Below are 18,510 nucleotides of genomic sequence, written 5' to 3' on the forward strand. Positions count from 1 at the left end.
CCGGCGTCCTCAGCTTTTGGCGCGCCGGCTGCGGCCGCCGTGCGGGGAGTCGAGATCCCACGCCTCCAGCAGTTCCTGGTACCGGTTCCGGATCGTGACCTCGGAGATGTCGGTCGCCGCACTCACGTCCGCCTGGGTGAGGTCCTCGTTGGTCAACTGCGCGGAGGCGTAGAGCGCGGCCGCCGCGAGGCCGACCGGGGACTTCCCGGAGTGGACGTTCTCCCGTTTGGCGTTCTCCAGCAGTTCGCGGGCGGTCCGCTCGGTCTCCTTCGGGACCTCCAGGTCGGAGGCAAAGCGGGGGACGTACTCCTCGGGGTCCGCCGGCTGGATCTCAAGGGAGAGTTCGCGGACCACGTAGCGGTAGGCCCGCTCGAACTCGTCTTCGTCGACCCGGGAGACGCGGGCGACCTCGTCGATGCTCCGCGGAACCTGCGCCATCCGGGCGGCAGCGTGGAGCGCGGCCGTCGCGATCCCCTCGATGGAGCGGCCGGGGAGCAGATCCTCGTCGAGGGCGCGGCGGTAGATGACCGAGGCGGTCTCCCGGACGTTCTCCGGCAGTCCGAGCGCCGACGCCATCCGGTCGATCTCGCCGAGCGCCTGCTTGAGGTTCCGCTCCTTCGAGTCGCGGGTCCGGAACCGTTCGTTCCAGGTCCGGAGCCGCTGCATCTTCTGTCGCTGGTTCGACGACAGGGAGTTGCCGTAGGCGTCCTTGTTCTGCCACCCGATGTTGGTGGACAGCCCCTTGTCGTGCATCAGGTTCGTCGTCGGCGCGCCCACGCGGGACTTCTCGTCGCGTTCGGCGCTGTCGAAGGCGCGCCACTCCGGCCCGCGGTCGATCGAGTCCTCGTCGACGACCAGCCCGCAGTCCGAACACACCGTCTCGCCACGTTCGCTGTCGGTCACCAGGTCCGTCGAACCGCACTCCGGACACTGGAGCTCCTCGTCGGCCTGTTCAGACCGCTCGGCCGCGTCGGTCTGCGTCGTGGCGCCGGACTCCTCGTCGTGGTCACGCCATTTTCGATCGTCGTCTCGCGTGCGCGCGTGAAGGGCATCACTCATTTTGTGTTGCGGGAGAACGATGAGAACCGAACCATCGCCTCGCTCTCGACAAAGTATTGTTGGTCTCGCGTAAAAAATCTGTCGGCCGTTCGCGAACACAATATTCCCTCCGGGGGTGTCGGCTGGCCGGCGTCAGCCGCCGGAGCCGTCGGAACCGGACCGCGGCCGGGACGCCACTCCGGGGTTTCTGCCGGCCGTTTCGCCGTCGCCGAGCGCCGTGACGGACACCGTACCCGTGACTGGGTTCTCGGAGACGACCGCGTCGGCACCGAAGACGTCCCGGAGCACCGACTCCGTGAGCACCGATGCGGGTGGACCGGCGGCGACGACGCGGCCCCCGGACAGCAAGAGCAGGTCGTCGCAGTACCGGGCCGCGAGATCGAGGTCGTGAACCGCGGCCAGCGCGGTTCGTCCCCCCGAAACGAGGTCGGAGACGAGATCGAGGGTCCTGACCTGGTGGTTGATGTCGAGGCTGCCGGTCGGTTCATCGAGGAGTAAAACCGGGGCGTCCTGTGCGAGCGCCCGAGCGAGGAGCACCCGCTGGCGCTCGCCGCCCGAGAGGGAGGTGACCGGCCGGTCGGCGAACTGCCGCGTGTCGGTGCGGTCGAGCGCCCGGTCGACGGCCGCGGCGTCGGACTCGGTCCAGCCGCCGAACCGCGAGCGGTGCGGGTTTCGCCCCATCTCGATCACCGTCCGGACATCGAACTCGAAGGCGACGGTCGTGTCCTGGGGGACGGTTGCGACGAGGCGGCTCGCGGCCTTCGAGGACAGGTCGTGGATCCGCTCGCCGTCGACGGTGACCCGGCCCTCGTCGGGGGTGATCGCGCCCGCGATCGTCCGGAGGAGGGTCGTCTTCCCCGCGCCGTTCGGACCGACGAGGCCGACGAACCGGCCGCGGTCCGCCGTCGCATCGACGTTGTCGAGAACGGTCGCCCCGCCGAGTCGAACTCGGAGTCCGTCGACAGCGAGGAGCGGATCCCCGGGAGGCGAGCGGTCGGCGGTCACAGCTCCGTCACCTCCCGTGAACGGAGGAGGTACAGAAAGAAGGGAGCGCCGAGCGCCGCGGTCACGATCCCAACCGGGATCTCCGCGGGACCGGACCGCGCCAGCGTGTCGGTCGCAACGAGGAACGAGGCTCCGGCGAGCGCGCTCGTCGGGAGCAGGATGCGGTGGTCGGGGCCGACCAGCAGGCGCATCCCGTGAGGGACGATGAGGCCGACGAACCCGATCACGCCGGTCACCGCGACCGCCGCCGCGGTGACGACGCTCGAGACCGCAAGCAGGATCCGCTTCGTGCGTTCGACCTCGATGCCAAGGCCGTGGGCCTCCTCCTCGCCGAGCAGGAGGACGTTGAGGTCGCGGGCGTAGAACAGGAGCACGAGGAAAAGCGGCGGGAGCGCGACCGCGATCACCCGGACCTCCGCCCAAGTCGTCCCGCCGAGGTGGCCCATCAGCCAGTAGACCACCCGACGGATGCTCTGTCCGCTGTGGAGCAAAAGGAGCGAGATGACCGCGCCGAGGAAGGTCTGGACGGCGACCCCCGCAAGGAGCAGCGTCGCCGTCGGCGTGTGACCCCCCTGCGTCGCGACGAGGTAGACCCCGAACGCCGTGAGCACCGCTGTGACGAAGGCGGCGCCCTGCAGCTCCAGGCCGAACGGGAACGCGAACGGGAGTACGATTGTCGCCACCGCACCGACCGCAGCACCCGAGGAGACGCCGATGATCGAGGGATCAGCCATCGGATTGCGGAAGAATCCCTGCATAACGGTCCCGGCGGAAGCCAGGGCGACGCCGACGAACGCCGCCAGCGCGATCCGCGGGAGTCGGATGTCGAGGACGATAATCCGGCTGGTCCGGGGCGCATCGAACGAAAGCGGGAGCGGGTCCGCCGAGAGGAGCACCTTTGCGACTGTCGCCGGCGGAATGGACTCGGCTCCGACGCCGGCGCTGATGGTCAGGACGACCACGAGGACGCCCGTCAGCCCCGTCGACCACGCGAGGGTGCGGGTTCGGAGGGTCACGGTACGTGCGCAAGTCCAGTTGGATTAGCCAAGTACTTGTTGCATTACCTCCCAGGTGACGTATGCAACGCTACGCCTTGCTCCTCTCGCTCCTGCTCGTCGTTGCCGCGTTCGCCCCGGCTATCGGGGGCGTCGCGGCCGTCTCACCCGCCGCGGACCACGTCGCGCCCGGTGATGACGAGGCGTTCGGGGCGACCGCTCCGGACCGGCAGTCGGCCGTGCAAGCCGACGCGTGCTCGTTCCCCTACGTCGCCACCGACGCCACCGGAACCGAGGTGACGATCGACGCCGACCCCGAGCGGATCGTCACGCTGAATCCCAGCGCCGCACAGACGATGTGGGAGATCGGCGCCGAGGACGAAGTCGTCGGCGTCTCGCAGTACGCGTCGTACCTGGAGGGCACCGACGCGACGGAGAACGTCTCCGGCCCCAGCGGCCCGAGCGTCGAGGAAGTCATCGGTGCCGACCCCGACCTGGTTCTCGTCCCGAGCAGCTCCTACGGCGCTGCCGAGGACCGTGTCGAACAGCTCCGCGCACAGGGAATCCCGGTGTACGTGTTCGGCCCGGGAACGTCGCTCGAGTTCGTCGCGAACAAGACCGAGCTGATCGGGCGACTGACCGGCAACTGCGAGGCGGGCGCGGAACGCGCAGCCGAGATGCGGCAGTCGGTCGCGCTGATGGAGCAGGCGCTCGACGACGAGGAGCGGCCCGTCGGGTTGAACGTCTTCTTCGGCTACACCTCCGGCGCGAACACGTTCATCGGCGACGTGATGGGGACCGGCGGGCTACGGAACGGCGCCGCCGCTGCAAACATCTCGGGGTTCAAACCGATCAACGACGAGGTCGTGGTAACGCTGGATCCGGAGTGGATCGTCGTCCCCGAGAACAGCCCGGTGCCCGAGACGCCGGCCTACAACAGCACGACCGCCGTCCAAGAGGGTAACGTCGTGGTCGTAGACACGAACTACCTCCAGCAGCCCGCCCCGCGGGCCGTGATCGCCGCGGAGACCATTATGCAGGCGGTCCATCCCGAGGCCTACGACGAGTACCGTCAGCTCCAGGCCCAGGCGGATGCGGATTCGATTACGACGACCCCACCGCCGGAGACGACGACGGCGACGCAAACCCCCGACTCGCCGGCGACGACCGCCACCGGAACGCCCGGGTTCGGCGCGTCGGTGTCGGTCGTCGCGGTCGCCGCACTTGTGATGTTGCTGGCGAGACGTCAGTAACCACCAGAGCGGCCCGGGAAGGCACAGAGAGCGAACAGCCGGCACACACCGCAGCCCGCGCCGACGTGCCGGACAACCGCGGCCCGACGCGGGGTCGACCTCACGTCACGGGGGCGGTGGTCCCGGCTTCGGATATAAACCTCCGCGACGGCAGCCTCCCGCGTCCGCCCAGATTCGTTCCGGAAGCGGTAGTTTCAATCGGCGATCCGACGAACGCCTCCGGTGTGAGCATCCCGACACACACGCTCCCGAGCGGCGACGAGCTTCCCGCCCTGGGGCTCGGCACGTACGGCCTCGACGACGAACAGACCGCCGAGAGCGTCCGCACGGCGCTCGACGCGGGCTACACCCACATCGACACCGCCGAGGGGTACCGCAACGAGGACGTCATCGGCGACGTGCTCGCGGAGTACGACCGCGACGGCGTCTTCCTCACCTCGAAGGTACTTCCCAAGCATCTCGATTACGAGTCGGTGATCCGGTCGTGTGAGGCATCATTGGACCGGCTCGGAACTGACCACCTCGATCTATTCTTGATCCACTGGCCCAACCCCGCGATCTCGCTCCGGGAGACGCTGCAGGCGATGGCGGCGCTCCACGACCGGGGGCTGGTCCGGAACGTCGGAGTCTCCAACTTCAGCGCCTACCAGCTGAGCTGTGCCCACTACATCTCCGAGGTCCCGATCGCGGTCAACCAGATCGAGTTCCACCCGTGGTTCCAGCGCCCCGACCTGGTCGAGTACTGCCAGAAGTCCGACACCGTCGTTGAGGCGGCGGCGCCGCTGGCCCGGACAGACGTCCTCGACGACGCCGTCGTCCGGGAGCTCGCCGAAAAGTATGACAGGAGCTCCGCGCAGATCATCCTCCGGTGGGCCATCGACCGGGATATCGTCCCGCTTCCGCGGTCGTCGTCGCCCGAACACGTCCGGAATAACGCCGATCTCGACTTCTCGCTGGACGAGGAGGACCGCCAGCGGCTCGACGACCGCGACCGCGACGAGCCGGTGTACGACTTCCCGGCACGGGACTGGACGAGCGATGTCTACGGAATCACGCAGTAAGCCCCTCAGCGGGTACGACCGTCACTCCCCGTCGAGCTCGACAGGCTCCCCGGTCGACGCCGACTCGTAGATCGCATCCAGCGCCCACATATCGGTGAGCGCGTGCTCGCCGTCGGGGTAGAACGGCTCGTCGGCCAGCAGTTGGTGGCCGAAGTAGGCGAACTCCTCCTCGATCTGGTGGACTTGCTCGAAGTCGATGTCGACGCGAACCCCGTCGCGGACGACCGCGAAGCCGCGGTCCTCGCGCTCGTAGAAGGCCGGATCGAGGATCAGCCGGGCGTCGGTTCCGGTCACCTCCAGGCGACTGGCGTGCTGGGCGTTCTGGCTGACCGTACACGTCGCGTCGATCCCGCCGGGGAACTCCAGCCGGTAGGTCGCGTGCTCGTCGACGCCGGCGAAGGCGTCGTGCTCGGTGCGGGTGCGACCCGACACCCGGACCGGGTCGGCACCGAGCGCGAACCGGATCGTGTTCAGCGGGTAGATGCCGATGTCCATCAGCGCACATCCGCCCGACAACTCGGGGTCGAGCCGCCATTGGTCGTGGTCGCTCCCGAGTTCGCCGAGCATCGTCTGGGACATCGTCGCGTGGACGTGAACCACGTCGCCGGCGACCCCGGCGTCGAGGAGGTCGCGGAGCCGCCGGGCCGCGGGGTCGGTCTGCATCCGGTAGCCGACCATCAGCGGGACGCCGGCGTCCTCGCAGGCGGCCACGAGGTCCCGGGCGCGCTCGGGCGTCGATTCCAGCGGTTTCTCACACAGCACGGCTTTGCCCTGTTCGGCGGCGGCCGCGACGTACTCGAGGTGGGTCGCGTTCGGCGTCGCGACGTAGACCGCGTCGTACCCGTCCGCCGCGGCGCCGTCCCGGAGTTCTTCGGGCGTGACGCCGCGGAGGTCGCGGTCGGCGGCGACCGCCGCGACCGCTTCGTTGTCGATGTCGGTGACGACCGTGGCCTCGGTGAACGCCGACCGCGCGATCCCGGGGAGCGCCCACTCGCGGGCGAACCAGCCGAGGCCGACCACCGCGACCCGGACGGGGTCGTCGACGTCGTCGGGGGCGATCGTCTGCCAGTCGCGGCGCGTGAAGTCGTCGAGGTACTCGGCGAGCGGACTCGTCATACGCCGAATCCGGACGTGTCCGGAATAACTCCGGCGGCGTGCGGCCGACCCGCCGGGCCGCGACAGTAAGGATGATACCCCACCCCGCGTCACCAACGGGTATGGACGTCACGATCCCGGAGTCACGCGTCGCCGGCCGCGTTCGCGCCCCGCCCTCGAAGAGCTACACCCACCGTGCGATCCTGGCGGCCGGCTACGGCGACGACGCCGTCGTGTCGGAGCCGCTTCTCAGCGCCGACACGCGGGCCACGATGCGAGCGGTCGAGGCGTTCGGCGGCACCGTCGACCGCGGCGACGACCGGCTCGACGTTTCGGGCTTCGACGGGCGCCCGGCCGTCCCCGACGACGTGATCGACTGTGCGAACTCCGGGACGACAACCAGGATCGTGACCGCCTGCGGCGCCCTCGTCGACGGGCTCTGCGTGTTCACCGGCGACGAGTCGCTCCGGTCGCGCCCGCAGGGCCCGCTGCTCGATGCGATCGGGCAGTTGGGCGGCCGCGCGGAGTCGACGCGCGGTAACGGGCAGGCGCCGCTCGTGGTCGGCGGACCCGTAGAGGGCGGGACCGTCTCGATTCCGGGCGACGTCTCCTCGCAGTACGTCACAGCCCTCCTGATGGCCGGCGCGGTCACCCACGGGGGGATCGAGATCGAGCTGGAAACCGAACTGAAGTCCGCGCCGTACGTCGACATCACCATCGAGGTCCTCGACGATTTCGGGGTCGACGCCGAGCGGACGGACGCGGGCTTTGCTGTCCCCGGCGGGCAGTCCTACCGGCCCGAGGGCGGCGAGTACGCCGTTCCTGGCGACTTCTCGTCGATGTCGTACCTGCTCGCGGCGGGGGCGGTCGCGGCCGCCGACGGCGACGCCGTCGTCGTCGAGGGCGCGCGCCCGAGCGCCCAGGGCGACAGCGCCATCGTGGAGATCCTGGATTCGATGGGCGCGCCGATCGAGTGGAACCAGGAAGCGGGCGAGATCACCGTCCCGCGGGCGTCGCTGTCGGGGACCGTCGTCGACGTGGGCGACACCCCGGACCTGCTCCCGACGATCGCCGCACTCGGCGCGGTCGCCGACGGCGACACGGTGATCGAGAACTGCGAGCACGTCCGGTACAAGGAGACCGACCGCGTGGAAGCCATAGCGGCGGAACTCACCAAACTGGGGGCGTCGGTCACGGAGGACCGAGACCGGTTGGCGGTCCACGGCGGCGAGAGCGACCTCTCGGGCGCACGGGTCGACGGCCGCGGCGACCACCGGATCGTGATGTCGCTGGCAGTCGCCGGGCTCGCGGCCGACGGCGAGACGACCATCCGGGGCGGAGAACACGTCGACGTGTCGTTTCCGGGCTTCTTCGAGGCGCTGGAATCACTCGGCGTCGAGGTCCACCGAAGCCGATGACGACCGGTCGACCGCGCGAATCCGACGGTCCGGATCCGGCCGGTCGTCGAGCCGTCGTCGATCGGACCACCGACCTCGTGGCCGGTCACCCGACGAACTCGACGAACGCGACGATCGCGGTGAACACCGCGAGCGACGCAGCCGACAACAGCACCAGGCGCACCACCGACCGCCGGGTGAGAACGCCGATCTCGACTCCGACCCGTCGGCTGAGCAACTTGGCCGCACCGGCCCCGACGGCACCGACGCCGAAGACCCCGGTGGCGACGAGCGACCCGAGGACGGCGAACGCGACACCGGGTCCGATCCCGTCGTCGCCCGACGCGGCACCGTCGGCGTCGCCGGACGCAGTTCCCTCGGAGTCGCCGGCTTCCGGAGCGGGCTCCTCCGATTCGGTCCGTCTGGGGGAGTCGTCGTACGACAGCGGGTCGGTTCCGCGGCGGAGTTCCTCGCCGTCGTCGAACCCGTCGCCGTCGGTGTCGGCCGCGAACGGCTCCGTCCCGTTGTCGAGTTCGGCCGCCGTGTGCAGGCCGTCGCCGTCGCTGTCGACGCCCGACTGCACGGGCGCGTACAGCGACTGATCGAGCGGCACGGTCGGGGCGTCGGTGGTCGTGAGGTGGCGGTCGAGCCAGCCACCGAGCCGACGCCCCGACACCGCCGCGACGGCATTCTTGAAGTCGGCGTACGACACGCGACCGTCGTGGCGGTTCAGCCGCCGGACGACGTCGGCGAGCGACCTGTTCCGGTCGGTGGCGGTCCGGATCTTCGCGTCGAGTGCGGCCAGCACGCGGGCTCCCTTGGAGTAGTCCACCGGGAGGGTGTCCGCGGTGCGGGTCTCCGGCGCGAGCCGCCGGGTGGCGTTTTCGGCGGTCGAGACCTCCGAGTGGAACTCCCGGTAGCTTTTCGTGCCGCGGTACAGCGGCAGTAGCTGCCCGTAGTACGACGCCTGTGCTTCGACGAGCCAGTTCATCCGGTCCGTGGTTGAAAACTCCTGACGGGTGTGGACGTACTCGTGGACGTACGTGGTGCCGTCGGCGGGAGACTCTGCAGAGACCCAGATGCTGTCGACGCCGCTCCCGTTGACTCCGCCCACGCTCGCTCGGAGTCCGCCCTCGCGCAGCGGACTCGGGCCGACGAACGCGACCACTCGTTCGTCACGTCTCGGGACGTCGTACAGGCGGTTCGCGGCACCCAGGGTGTCGAGCACCGCCGACGCGTTCGTCGGCGCCGCCGCCGCAGGCGTGACGACGACGAACTCCTGGCCGTGGCGGGTTCCGTTCGTCCGCTCGTGCTGCCCGAGGTAGACCATTCCCGGGGTCGCGTAGCCGGACTCCCCGTCGGCGACTGCGACCGCCCGGTCGAACGCCACCTCCCCCTCACTCGACCGGTACCTGCCGAGCACCGGACGCGGCGGACCGAACAGCGCCCACTCCCCGGTGTCGACGTAGTCGAACCCGCCGAAGACGGTGCTCGACTCGTTGACCGCGTACCGCAGCCGGAGCGACGGCGCTTCGACCGCGGAGTCGTCCCGCTCCCACCGCCACCGGTCGCCCTCGGAGGTCTCGACGAACCCGGTCGTGTCCGTGACGGTGAGTCGGTCCGCGTTGCGAGCCGCCGGATCGACCACGAGTCCGGTGACGGACCGCGGAACGTCGTAGGTGACGCGAACCGCAACGACGCCGGGGTCGGGGGCCCGCTCGAACGCGTGGGTCGCGTTGATCGTCGGCTGCTCCGGTCGCGCCACGGCCGAGTCGCTCGTGTCCCGAACGTCTCCCCCGTCCGCGACCGACCGATCGGTCCACACCGCCGCGGCTCCGTCACCGCCCCGGCCCGTCGCCCCGCTGGCCCCGTCGGCCGCAGTCGGGGCGGCCGAAACGATCAGGATCGTGACGATGGCGACGACGAGGAGCGCCCTGCCGACCCGGGACGTGGGGCGTCGCATCTCCGTCCGCAGCTACCACTCACAGCGTGTTAAACGCTAACGGTATAGTAGCGTTTGCAAGTCTTCGTTCACTCGATCGCACGACGGCGTGCGATCGGACGTGCAACCGGTTGCAAACGCTACTGTAGGGGAGGGTGCGCTGGGACGCGGCTTCGGTCCGGCGTACGGGCGGCGCTCGCCCGGTTGCGACCGGGAACGAGCGGTGCGTCCTGCAACGTATTTAACCCCGGAACCCCGACGACGGCGTAATGAACGGGAACCGATTCGGGCGGCTGTTCCAGGTCACGACCTACGGCGAGAGCCACGGCGACGCGATGGGCGTGACCGTCTCGGGGTGTCCCGCCGGACTCGAACTCGACGAATCCGACGTGCAGGCCGAACTCGACCGTCGGAAGCCGGGCCAGTCGATGATCACCACCTCCCGCGGGGAACCCGACGCGGTTTCGATCAACTCCGGAACCCAGGACGGCTACACCACCGGCACCCCGATCGGGATGGTGATTGAGAACAAGGACGCCCGCTCGGGGAAGTACGAGCCGTTCGTGACCGCGCCGCGCCCCAGCCACGGCGACTTCACCTACTCCGCGAAGTTCGGGACCCGCAACTGGGGCGGCGGCGGTCGCTCCTCGGCCAGGGAGACGGTCAACTGGGTCGCCGCCGGCGCAATCGCGAAGAAGATCCTCGAACGCGAGGGCATCCAGGTGAAGGCGCACGTGAACCAGATCGGCGACATCGAGGCGCCGCCGGTGACCTTCGAGGAGATGCTCGAACACACCGAGAAAAACGAGGTCCGGTGTGCCCACCCCGAGACCGCCGAGAGGATGCGCGACCGGATCGACGAGTACCAGAAGGCGGGCGACTCCATCGGCGGGTCGATCTACTTCGAGGCCCGCGGGGTCCCGCGGGGGCTCGGCGCCCCCCGGTTCGACTCGTTCCCCGCCCGGCTGGGCAAGGCGATGTTTTCGATCCCGGCGACCACGAGCTTCGAGTTCGGGCTGGGCCGGGAGGCCCGCGAGTGGACCGGGTCGGACAGAAACGAGGACTGGGAGTTCAGTGAGGACGGCGACCCCGTCCCCGAGGGCAACACACACGGCGGCCTCCAGGGCGGCATCACCACCGGCCAGCCGATCTACGGCGAGGCCACCTGGCACGCCCCCACGTCGATCCCGAAGACCCAGAAGACGGTCGACTGGGAGACCGGCGAGGAAAAGGAGATCCAGGTCGTCGGCCGCCACGATCCCGTGTTGCCCCCGCGGGCGGTTCCCGTCGTCGAGGCGATGTTGAACCTCACCATCGTCGACTTCATGCTCCTCGGCGGCCGGATCAACCCCGACCGGCTCGACGGCCGTCCCGGCGAGTACGCCACCGAGTACCACCCCTCCAGCCCCGACAACGAGTAGGCTCCATCCCGTTCGGTACCGGGAGATCGATCGGCTGATTTGATCAATCGGTCGACGTATGGTGGATAAATAAACGTTTGCTTAGAAATAGCATATTTTTAGCCGGAATTTGGGTATTAAATCCGGTTTAAGGTTAAAAACATACACATATTAGGACTTTCATCATCTTTCCTTGGTAACTTATAGCAAAGGCTTTAATCGACTCGTAGCGAAAGTATTCGGTAGTGGCCCCCTCGGGCCGTGAGCTCAAACTATGACTACCGACGAACTCATCTGGCGGATCGCGGGCGGATCCGGCGACGGGATCGCCTCGACCAGCCAGAACTTCGCGAAGGCCCTGATGCGGTCGGGGTTGCACGTATTCACGCACCGGCACTATCCGTCGCGCATCCGCGGCGGTCACACCTACACCGAGGTACGGGTCTCGGCGGACCCGATCCGATCCCGTGGCGACGGGTACAACTTCCTGCTCGCGCTGGGCGATTCCTTCGCGCGGAACCCCAAGGAGGGCGCCTACTACGGCAACGAGGAGGTCAAGCCCCTCGCGGAGAACCTCGACGACCTCAGGGACGGCGGGGTCATCGTCTACGACTCGGGGCTGCTCGACACTGACGACATCCCCGACTTCGACGAGCGCGTCGAGGAACACGGGTGGCACGTCTACGACATCGACCTCCGGTCGATCGCCCGCGAGCACGGCCGGGAAGTGATGCGAAACACCGCCGGCGTCGCGGTCACCTGCGCCATCGCGGGGATCGAACCGCAGGCCATCAAGAGCCTGATGGACGACACGATGCCCGAGAAGGTGTTCGAGCCGAACATGTCCGTGTTCGACGATGCCTACGACGTCGTCACCGAGGAGTACGACGCCGACGCACCCGACGTGTCGGTTCCCACCGGCTCACACGACGAGGAGCAGGTGCTCATCTCGGGATCCGACGCCATCGCGTACGGCGCCCTCGACGAGGGCTGTCGATTCATCGCGGGCTATCCGATGACGCCGTGGACGGAGGTGTTCACGATCATGTCCCAGAACCTCCCGGAGGTCGGCGGGATCTCCGAGCAGGTCGAAGACGAGATCGCCGCGGCGGCGCTGGCGATCGGCGCCTCCCACGCCGGCGTGAAGGCGATGTCGGGCTCCTCGGGCGGCGGGTTCGCGCTGATGTCGGAGCCGCTGGGGCTCGCGGAGATGACCGAGACGCCGGTCGTCCTCATCGAGGCGATGCGGGCCGGTCCCTCCACCGGGATGCCCACCAAGACCGAACAGGGCGACTTAGAGCACGTCCTCTACACCTCCCAGGGCGACTCCCACCGGGTCGTGTTCGCGCCCGCCGACGCCGAGGAAGCGTACCGACAGACCCGGCGGGCGTTCCGGATCGCCTACGAGTACCAGCTCCCCTCGATCATCCTCTACGACCAGAAGAACGGCGGGGAGCTCCAGAACGTGCCCGCGAGCGTGTTCGACGAGGAACCGAACCCCGATCTCGGGTCGGTCCTCACCGAGGCGGAGCTGGCGGACGCCCCCCACGACGCATCGGGGAAGTTCAACCGGTTCCAGTACGACGTCGAAGGCGACGTCAGCCCCCGGTCGATCCCCGGACAGGAGGGCGGTCGGTACCTCGCCACCGGCAACGAGCACATGCCCGCCGGCCACATCTCCGAAGACCCCGAGAACCGCGTGAACCAGGTCAACCGCCGGATGTCCAAGATGGACACCATCCGGAAGGAACTCGACGGCGACGACGGCGAGCGCAACTTCCATTACGGGCCCGCCGACGCCGACTACGGGATTATGACCTTCGGCTCCCAGCAGGGGACCGCCGCCGAGGCCGTCGACACGCTGAACGAGGCCGGCGAGTCGGTGAAGCTGCTCGGCGTCTCCGAACTCGCGCCGTACCCGGTCGACGAGGTGGCGGGGTTCATCGAGAGCGTCGAGGAGGTGTTGGTCGTGGAGATGAACGCCTCCGCGCAGTTCCGCGGCCTGACCCAGAAGGAACTCGGCCGGTTCGGCGAGAAGCTCTCGAGCCTCCTGAAGTACAACGGCAACCCCTTCGAGCCCGGCGAGATCGTCGAGGGGTTCCGCACGAGCATCGTCGAGGACGGGACGCTGCCCGGCCACGAGACCAAGTTCGTCCCCGCAGCAGGTGATTAACAATGAGCACATTCAGTGCAATCGGCGAAGACGTCGAACGCGACCGCAACGAGTACACGCCCGGTCTGGAACCGCAGCCGACGTGGTGTCCGGGCTGCGGCGACTTCGGGGTTCTGAAGGCCCTGAAGGGCGCCGCGGCCGAACTGGGCCTGTCGCCCGAGGAGATGCTGGTCTGTACCGGCATCGGCTGCTCGGGCAAGCTGAACAGCTACTTCGAGAGCTACGGCTTCCACACGATCCACGGCCGCTCGCTGCCGATCGCGCGGGCCGCGAAGCTCGCGAATCCCGGCCTCACGGTCGTCGCCGCCGGCGGCGACGGCGACGGCTACGGGATCGGCGGCAACCACTTCGCCCACTCGGCCCGGGAGAACCACGACATGACCTACATCGTGTTCAACAACGAGATCTTCGGGCTGACGAAGGGCCAGACCTCGCCGACGTCGCCGAAGGGCCACAAATCGAAGACCCAGCCGCACGGGTCGGCGAAGGACCCCATCCGGCCGCTGTCCCAATCGTTGACCGCGGGGGCGTCCTACATCGCCCGGACCGCCGCGGTCAACCCCAACCAGGCGAAGGACATCATCGTGGAAGCGATCGAGCACGACGGCTTTTCCCACATCGACTTCCTCACGCAGTGTCCCACCTGGAACAAGGACGCAAAGCAGTACGTCCCCTACATCGACATCAACGATTCCGACGACTACGAGTTCGACAGGACCGATCGTTCGGAGGCCTCCGAGATGATGTACGAGACCGAGACGGTCCTCCACGAGGGGACGGTCCTGACGGGTCGGTACTACGTCGACGAGGAACGCCCCTCCTACACCCAGGAGAAGCAGGCCATCGGCGAGATGCCCGACGAGCCCCTCGCGGAGCGGTACTTCGACGACGATTACGAGTGGGAACGCGTCTACGACACGTTCCTGGACCGGCACAAGTAGGCCGTCGGCCCCAGTTTTTACCAGTCACCGCCGACACAGGGACGTATGCACAGACGACGATTCATCGTTGCGTCCGTAGCCGCGGCGGCCGCGCTCGCCGGCTGTGGGAGTCCCGACGACGACGGCGGCAGCGAGGAGGACGACGAGGGCGGCGGCGGTGGCGGGTACTCGATGGACTGTCCGCAACCCGCCGAGAGTCCTCGACAGTAGCCCGCCTCGACCCTCCGGCGAGAAGTCCACGCACGTCATCCACCCACAGCTCCGGACGCCACCGACGCCGGGGGTGACCCGTCGGCTTCGGAGGTCGGAAGCGTGGTTTTCAGGTTCGGAAGGTATTTTTTCCGCCACACGAAAGATATCAGTATGGAAGCCACATCGACGGAGGGGCGGATCCTCGATATCTTGGAGGAGGACGCCCAGGCGTCGTACGCCGAGATCGCTGACCGGGCCGACGTGTCGAAGCCGACGGTCCGGAAGTACATCCGGAAGATGGAGGAGGAGGGGATCATCGTGGGGTACTCCGCCGACGTCGACCCGAAGAAGCTCTCGGAGACGTCGATCGCCTTGGTCGGCCTCGACGTCGCCTCCGAGCGGTACGTGGAGGCAACCCGGGAACTCAAGCAACTCGACGAGATCGAGTCGCTGTACACCTCCTCCGGCGATCACATGCTGATGGCCGAGGTCCGCGCGGCTGACGGCGACGCACTCGGCGACGTGATCTCCGAGACCCTCCTCTCGATCGAGGGGATCACCGCGGCGCATCCCTCCTTCCTCCAGGAGCGACTGAAGTAGCCACGCCGTCGGCGATCGTCGGTCGACGTTCCACTTCCGCCCCGGTTTCCGAAGCGTATAGTGCCCCGCCCGCGTACCGTCGCGCCACGGTCGAACCGTCCGATGATACCGCCGAGCCCGCGTTCCGACCGCCGGTCGCTCACCCGACGATGAGCGGCGAAACCCTCCCCGGGGTCGACGACCCCGACCCCTCCCGGATCGTCCTCCACGTCGATATGGACTGTTTCTACGCGTCCTGCGAGCGACTCCGGGAGCCGGCGCTCCGCGGCGAACCGGTGGTCGTCGGCATGGGCTACGAACCGGGGGAGACCTTCGGCGCGGTCGCCACCGCGAGCTACGAGGCCCGGGCGTACGGCGTCGAGAGCGCCCAGCCGATCTCCCAAGCGTTGGAGGCGCTGCCGCGGGTCGGCGACGCCGACCCCGCCGAGGGGGCGGCAAACGGTACCGACGCCCGGGGCCACTACCGCCCGGTCGATCTGGACTACTACCAGTCGGTCGCCGCCGACATCGCCGGGATCCTCGAGGACTGTGCCGACGTGGTCCGGAAGGTGAGCATCGACGAGGCGTACCTCGACGTGACCGACCGGACCGCCTGGCGCCACGTCGACGGCGGCGACCGGACCCTCGCGGAGGGGTACGCCCGACACGTCAAAGGGCGGATCGTCGACGAGGTGGGCGTGCCCGCAAGCGTCGGCGTCGCCCCGAACATGTCGGCCGCGAAGGTGGCCTCCGATCACGACAAGCCCGACGGCCTGGTCGTCGTAGAGCCGGGTGAGGTCGCGTCCTTCCTGGAACCGCTCCCCGTCGACGAGGTTCACGGCGTCGGCCCCGTGACGGCCGATCAGTTCGCCGAGATGGGGATCGAAACCGCCGGCGACCTGGCTGCGGCGGACCCGGCGGCGCTCCGGGAGGCGTTCGGCTCGCGAGGGCCGGAACTCCGCGACCGGGCCCGCGGCGTCGACGACCGGGAGGTGACGCCGACGGGCCGCCCGAAGAGCCTCTCGCGGGAGTCCGCGTTCGGGGAACCGGCCGACGACGCCGAAAAACGCGAGACCGTGTCGGCGCTGGCTGCGGACGTCGCCGCCCGCGCCCGGAACCGCGAGGCGACCTACCGCACCATCGGCATCAAGATCGTCGTCCCGCCGTTCGACGTCAACACCCGCGAGCGGTCGCTGTCGGGGCCGGTCGACGCGCCCGGTCTGGTCGAAGAGGTCGCCTTGGAGTTGCTCTCCGAGTTCGAGGGCGACCCAGCCCGGAAGGTCGGCGTCCGCGTGTCGAACCTCTCGTTTGCCGCCGGGGAACAGGCCCGCCTCGACGGGTGGGACGACGAGGGGTCCGACGGCGGGGTTGTGGGATCCGACGCTAACGGCGGCGTCCCCGACGGCAGGTCGGTCGGTGAGTCGGACGCGGACGGCCAGGTGTCGTTAGACGAGTTCGAGTCGGGGCGATGACGGGACCGGGTCGACACGCCGTCGACCCGCGACGACGACCGTTTTGGATCGGATCGCTGCGGCCACACTGTGGCCGACACCACCCTCGTCCCCTTCGCGTTCCCCGACCCCGAGCCGATCTCGGACGTGTTGATCAGGGACCCGGCCCCGCCCGACATCGTCGCGTTGGGCCACGTCGGGGTCCCGGAATAGACGCCGAACGACGTCGCGCGACCAGTTCGGGGCGGGATCGACGGGGCCGCGGAGCCGGATTCTGCCCCAACCGAGGTGATCGACCGGATCCGGCGGAGTTCGTTCCGCTCCCGGAGTTCATCGAGGTCCTGCCTCAGGCGTCAGCCCGGGAGCTCACGCTGTTCCACGTCGCGGAGGGCGCGAAGTCGATCGAGATCGGGGGCCTCACAGACACGCGCGGGGCTGATCGGCGCCGGCGTAGCTCACTCCCGGTCCGTCGGCGCGAGTCCCTCGTCGGTCTCGCCGCGGCGGGCGTGGATGATGGTGCCGATCGCACCGGTCCGGTCGGTCCGGGCCCGGCCGTAGAACGCGTAGATCAGCGCACTCCCGACGATGATCCCGGCCGCCCCGAGGATCGGAAGCGTCCCCATCTGCGTGAGCAGCCCCAACCCGGCGAGGAACCCGAACGCCTGGACGTACGGGTAGCCGGGCGCCTCGAACTCCGGGGTGTAGGACGGCACGTCGGCCTCCCGGAAGGCAACGAGTGCGGCGTTGATGACCGAGAAGACGAGAATCTGAAACGCGCTGGCGAGTTTCGCCAGTTCGATCACCGGCACGAACGCGATGAGCGTGAGCAGCAGGGCGCCGGTGAGAAGCACCGCGTTCCGCGGGGTTTTGAACCGCGCGTCGATCCGGCCGAACGGCGCCGGAAACAGGTCGTCGCGGCTCATCGCAAGCGGGAACCGCGACGAGGAGAGGATCCCGGCGTTCGCCATACTCGTCAGCGCGATCACGGCGACGATCGAGATGAACAGGACGCCGAACCCGCCGAGCAGCACGCCCGCGCCGTCGGCCATCGGCGTCAGCGACGCGGACCCGCCGGGGCCGCCGCCTTTCAGGACGTCCGGGTCGCTTAGCCCCACGATCGCTCCCACGACGGCGACGTACAGCACCGTCATCACGACCATCGAGCCGAGGATCGCCCGCGGGAGGTTCCGGCCCGGATCCTTCACTTCCTCGGCGACGCTTGCGACCTTCGTCACCCCCGCATAGGAGACGAAGACGAACGCCGCGGCGGTGACGACGCCGATGTTCCCCTCAGTAGAGAACGGTGAGAAACGGGCCGTATCGAGCGTGAACCCGGCGTTGAGCGTATAGGCGGCCAGGCTGATCACGACAAGCGTGACGATGACCGCCTGGATCTGGCCGCTCAGTTCGGTGCCGGAGACGTTCAGGACGACGACCAAAGCCCCGAGCACCAGGGCGACGTAGACCACCGCCCCCTGTGAGAGCGGCGCGAACAGGAGGAGATACGCGCCGAGGCCGACTAAGGCGAAGGAGCTTTTGAACACCAGCGAGAACCACGCGCCGATCCCGGCGATCGTCCCGAACAGGGGGCCCAGCGCCCGGTCGATGTAGAGGTAGGTCCCGCCGGACTCCGGCATCGCGGTCGCCATCTCGGCTTTCGACAGCGCGGCGGGTAACACCACCAGGGCGGCGAGCACGTACGCGAGGATCACCGCCGGTCCCGCCTTCTTGTACCCCAGGGCCGGCAGTACGAAGATGCCGCTCCCGATCATCGCACCCATACTGATCATCATCGTCGGATACAACCCGAGGCTTCGATCCAAGTCGCTCCCGACCATTCCGTGTACTGGTATCCTCCACCGATAGATAACCCTTCGCACGGACTCACGAGTCACCGACGCGCCACGGTCGGTGGCGGACCGGCGTCGGGTCGTCGCTTCCGGGGCGATGGTTTATGACCCGGGCGA

Annotated in this window: 15 protein-coding genes and 1 pseudogene; 10 read left to right on the forward strand and 6 right to left on the reverse strand. The window is 68.6% G+C overall.

What is annotated here, in order from left to right; genetic code table 11:
• Positions 1–9: 9 nt before the first annotated feature.
• The 3 genes and pseudogenes from H5V44_RS08100 to btuC form a co-directional block, all read right to left on the reverse strand.
• Positions 10–1,059, reverse strand: coding sequence for a transcription initiation factor IIB (locus H5V44_RS08100; RefSeq protein WP_185192597.1), 1,050 nt, complete (start codon positions 1,057–1,059; stop codon positions 10–12).
• Between the two features lie 210 nt (positions 1,060–1,269).
• Positions 1,270–2,064 (reverse strand): annotated as a pseudogene (locus H5V44_RS08105) (ABC transporter ATP-binding protein); the annotation flags it as partial.
• Entirely contained in the window at positions 2,061–3,080 is a 1,020-nt protein-coding gene (btuC, locus tag H5V44_RS08110; protein WP_185192599.1) for a vitamin B12 ABC transporter permease BtuC, read from the reverse strand. The gene btuC and the pseudogene H5V44_RS08105, both read right to left, overlap by 4 nt.
• 62 nt (positions 3,081–3,142) lie before the next feature.
• Here btuC and H5V44_RS08115 point away from each other — a divergent pair, with 62 nt between their 5' ends.
• Positions 3,143–4,312, forward strand: coding sequence for a PGF-CTERM-anchored ABC transporter substrate-binding protein (locus tag H5V44_RS08115; RefSeq protein WP_185192600.1), 1,170 nt, complete (start codon positions 3,143–3,145; stop codon positions 4,310–4,312).
• Positions 4,313–4,536: 224 nt separating this feature from the next.
• Complete coding sequence (locus H5V44_RS08120) at positions 4,537–5,373, forward strand: aldo/keto reductase (protein ID WP_185192601.1); 837 nt, start codon at positions 4,537–4,539, stop codon at positions 5,371–5,373.
• Between the two features lie 21 nt (positions 5,374–5,394).
• Here H5V44_RS08120 and gfo6 read toward each other — a convergent pair whose 3' ends face one another.
• Positions 5,395–6,489 carry a D-xylose 1-dehydrogenase Gfo6 gene (gene gfo6 / locus H5V44_RS08125; RefSeq protein WP_185192602.1) on the reverse strand — a complete coding sequence of 365 codons (1,095 nt, stop codon included), beginning with the start codon at positions 6,487–6,489 and terminating at the stop codon, positions 5,395–5,397.
• 101 nt (positions 6,490–6,590) lie between these two features.
• Here gfo6 and aroA point away from each other — a divergent pair, with 101 nt between their 5' ends.
• Positions 6,591–7,886, forward strand: coding sequence for a 3-phosphoshikimate 1-carboxyvinyltransferase (gene aroA, locus H5V44_RS08130; protein ID WP_185192603.1), 1,296 nt, complete (start codon positions 6,591–6,593; stop codon positions 7,884–7,886).
• An 85-nt stretch (positions 7,887–7,971) separates the two neighbouring features.
• Here the strand turns inward: aroA and H5V44_RS17525 are convergent, their stop codons facing one another.
• On the reverse strand, positions 7,972–9,828 hold the full coding sequence (locus H5V44_RS17525) for a hypothetical protein (protein WP_185192705.1): 1,857 nt from the start codon (positions 9,826–9,828) through the stop codon (positions 7,972–7,974).
• A 248-nt stretch (positions 9,829–10,076) separates the two neighbouring features.
• On the opposite strand from H5V44_RS17525, the gene aroC reads away from it, so the two are divergent.
• The 7 genes from aroC to H5V44_RS17800 all read left to right on the forward strand — a co-directional run bounded on the left by aroC (position 10,077) and on the right by H5V44_RS17800 (position 16,756).
• Positions 10,077–11,228, forward strand: a complete 1,152-nt coding sequence (gene aroC / locus H5V44_RS08140) for a chorismate synthase (RefSeq protein ID WP_185192604.1) — start codon at positions 10,077–10,079, stop codon at positions 11,226–11,228.
• A gap of 253 nt (positions 11,229–11,481) precedes the next feature.
• A complete protein-coding gene (locus H5V44_RS08145; protein ID WP_185192605.1) occupies positions 11,482–13,380 on the forward strand; it encodes a 2-oxoacid:acceptor oxidoreductase subunit alpha in 1,899 nt (632 codons plus the stop codon).
• A 2-nt stretch (positions 13,381–13,382) separates the two neighbouring features.
• A complete protein-coding gene (locus H5V44_RS08150) occupies positions 13,383–14,321 on the forward strand; it encodes a thiamine pyrophosphate-dependent enzyme (protein ID WP_185192606.1) in 939 nt (312 codons plus the stop codon).
• A gap of 45 nt (positions 14,322–14,366) precedes the next feature.
• Positions 14,367–14,531 carry a twin-arginine translocation signal domain-containing protein gene (locus H5V44_RS08155; protein WP_185192607.1) on the forward strand — a complete coding sequence of 55 codons (165 nt, stop codon included), beginning with the start codon at positions 14,367–14,369 and terminating at the stop codon, positions 14,529–14,531.
• A gap of 153 nt (positions 14,532–14,684) precedes the next feature.
• Positions 14,685–15,113, forward strand: a complete 429-nt coding sequence (gene lrpA1, locus H5V44_RS08160) for an HTH-type transcriptional regulator LrpA1 (protein ID WP_185192608.1) — start codon at positions 14,685–14,687, stop codon at positions 15,111–15,113.
• A gap of 149 nt (positions 15,114–15,262) precedes the next feature.
• Positions 15,263–16,564 (forward strand): DNA polymerase IV, encoded by a 1,302-nt coding sequence (gene dinB / locus H5V44_RS08165; protein WP_185192609.1) that lies wholly within the window; start codon positions 15,263–15,265, stop codon positions 16,562–16,564.
• Positions 16,565–16,633: 69 nt separating this feature from the next.
• Positions 16,634–16,756 carry a hypothetical protein gene (locus H5V44_RS17800; RefSeq protein WP_281381248.1) on the forward strand — a complete coding sequence of 41 codons (123 nt, stop codon included), beginning with the start codon at positions 16,634–16,636 and terminating at the stop codon, positions 16,754–16,756.
• 242 nt (positions 16,757–16,998) lie between these two features.
• On the opposite strand, the gene H5V44_RS08170 is transcribed toward H5V44_RS17800, so the two are convergent.
• Positions 16,999–18,381: an APC family permease gene (locus H5V44_RS08170; RefSeq protein ID WP_185192610.1), complete on the reverse strand. Its 1,383-nt coding sequence runs from the start codon at positions 18,379–18,381 to the stop codon at positions 16,999–17,001.
• Between the last annotated feature and the right edge of the window lie 129 nt (positions 18,382–18,510).

It is taken from the genome of Halobellus ruber, assembly GCF_014212355.1.
Classification (GTDB): domain Archaea; phylum Halobacteriota; class Halobacteria; order Halobacteriales; family Haloferacaceae; genus Haloquadratum; species Haloquadratum rubrum.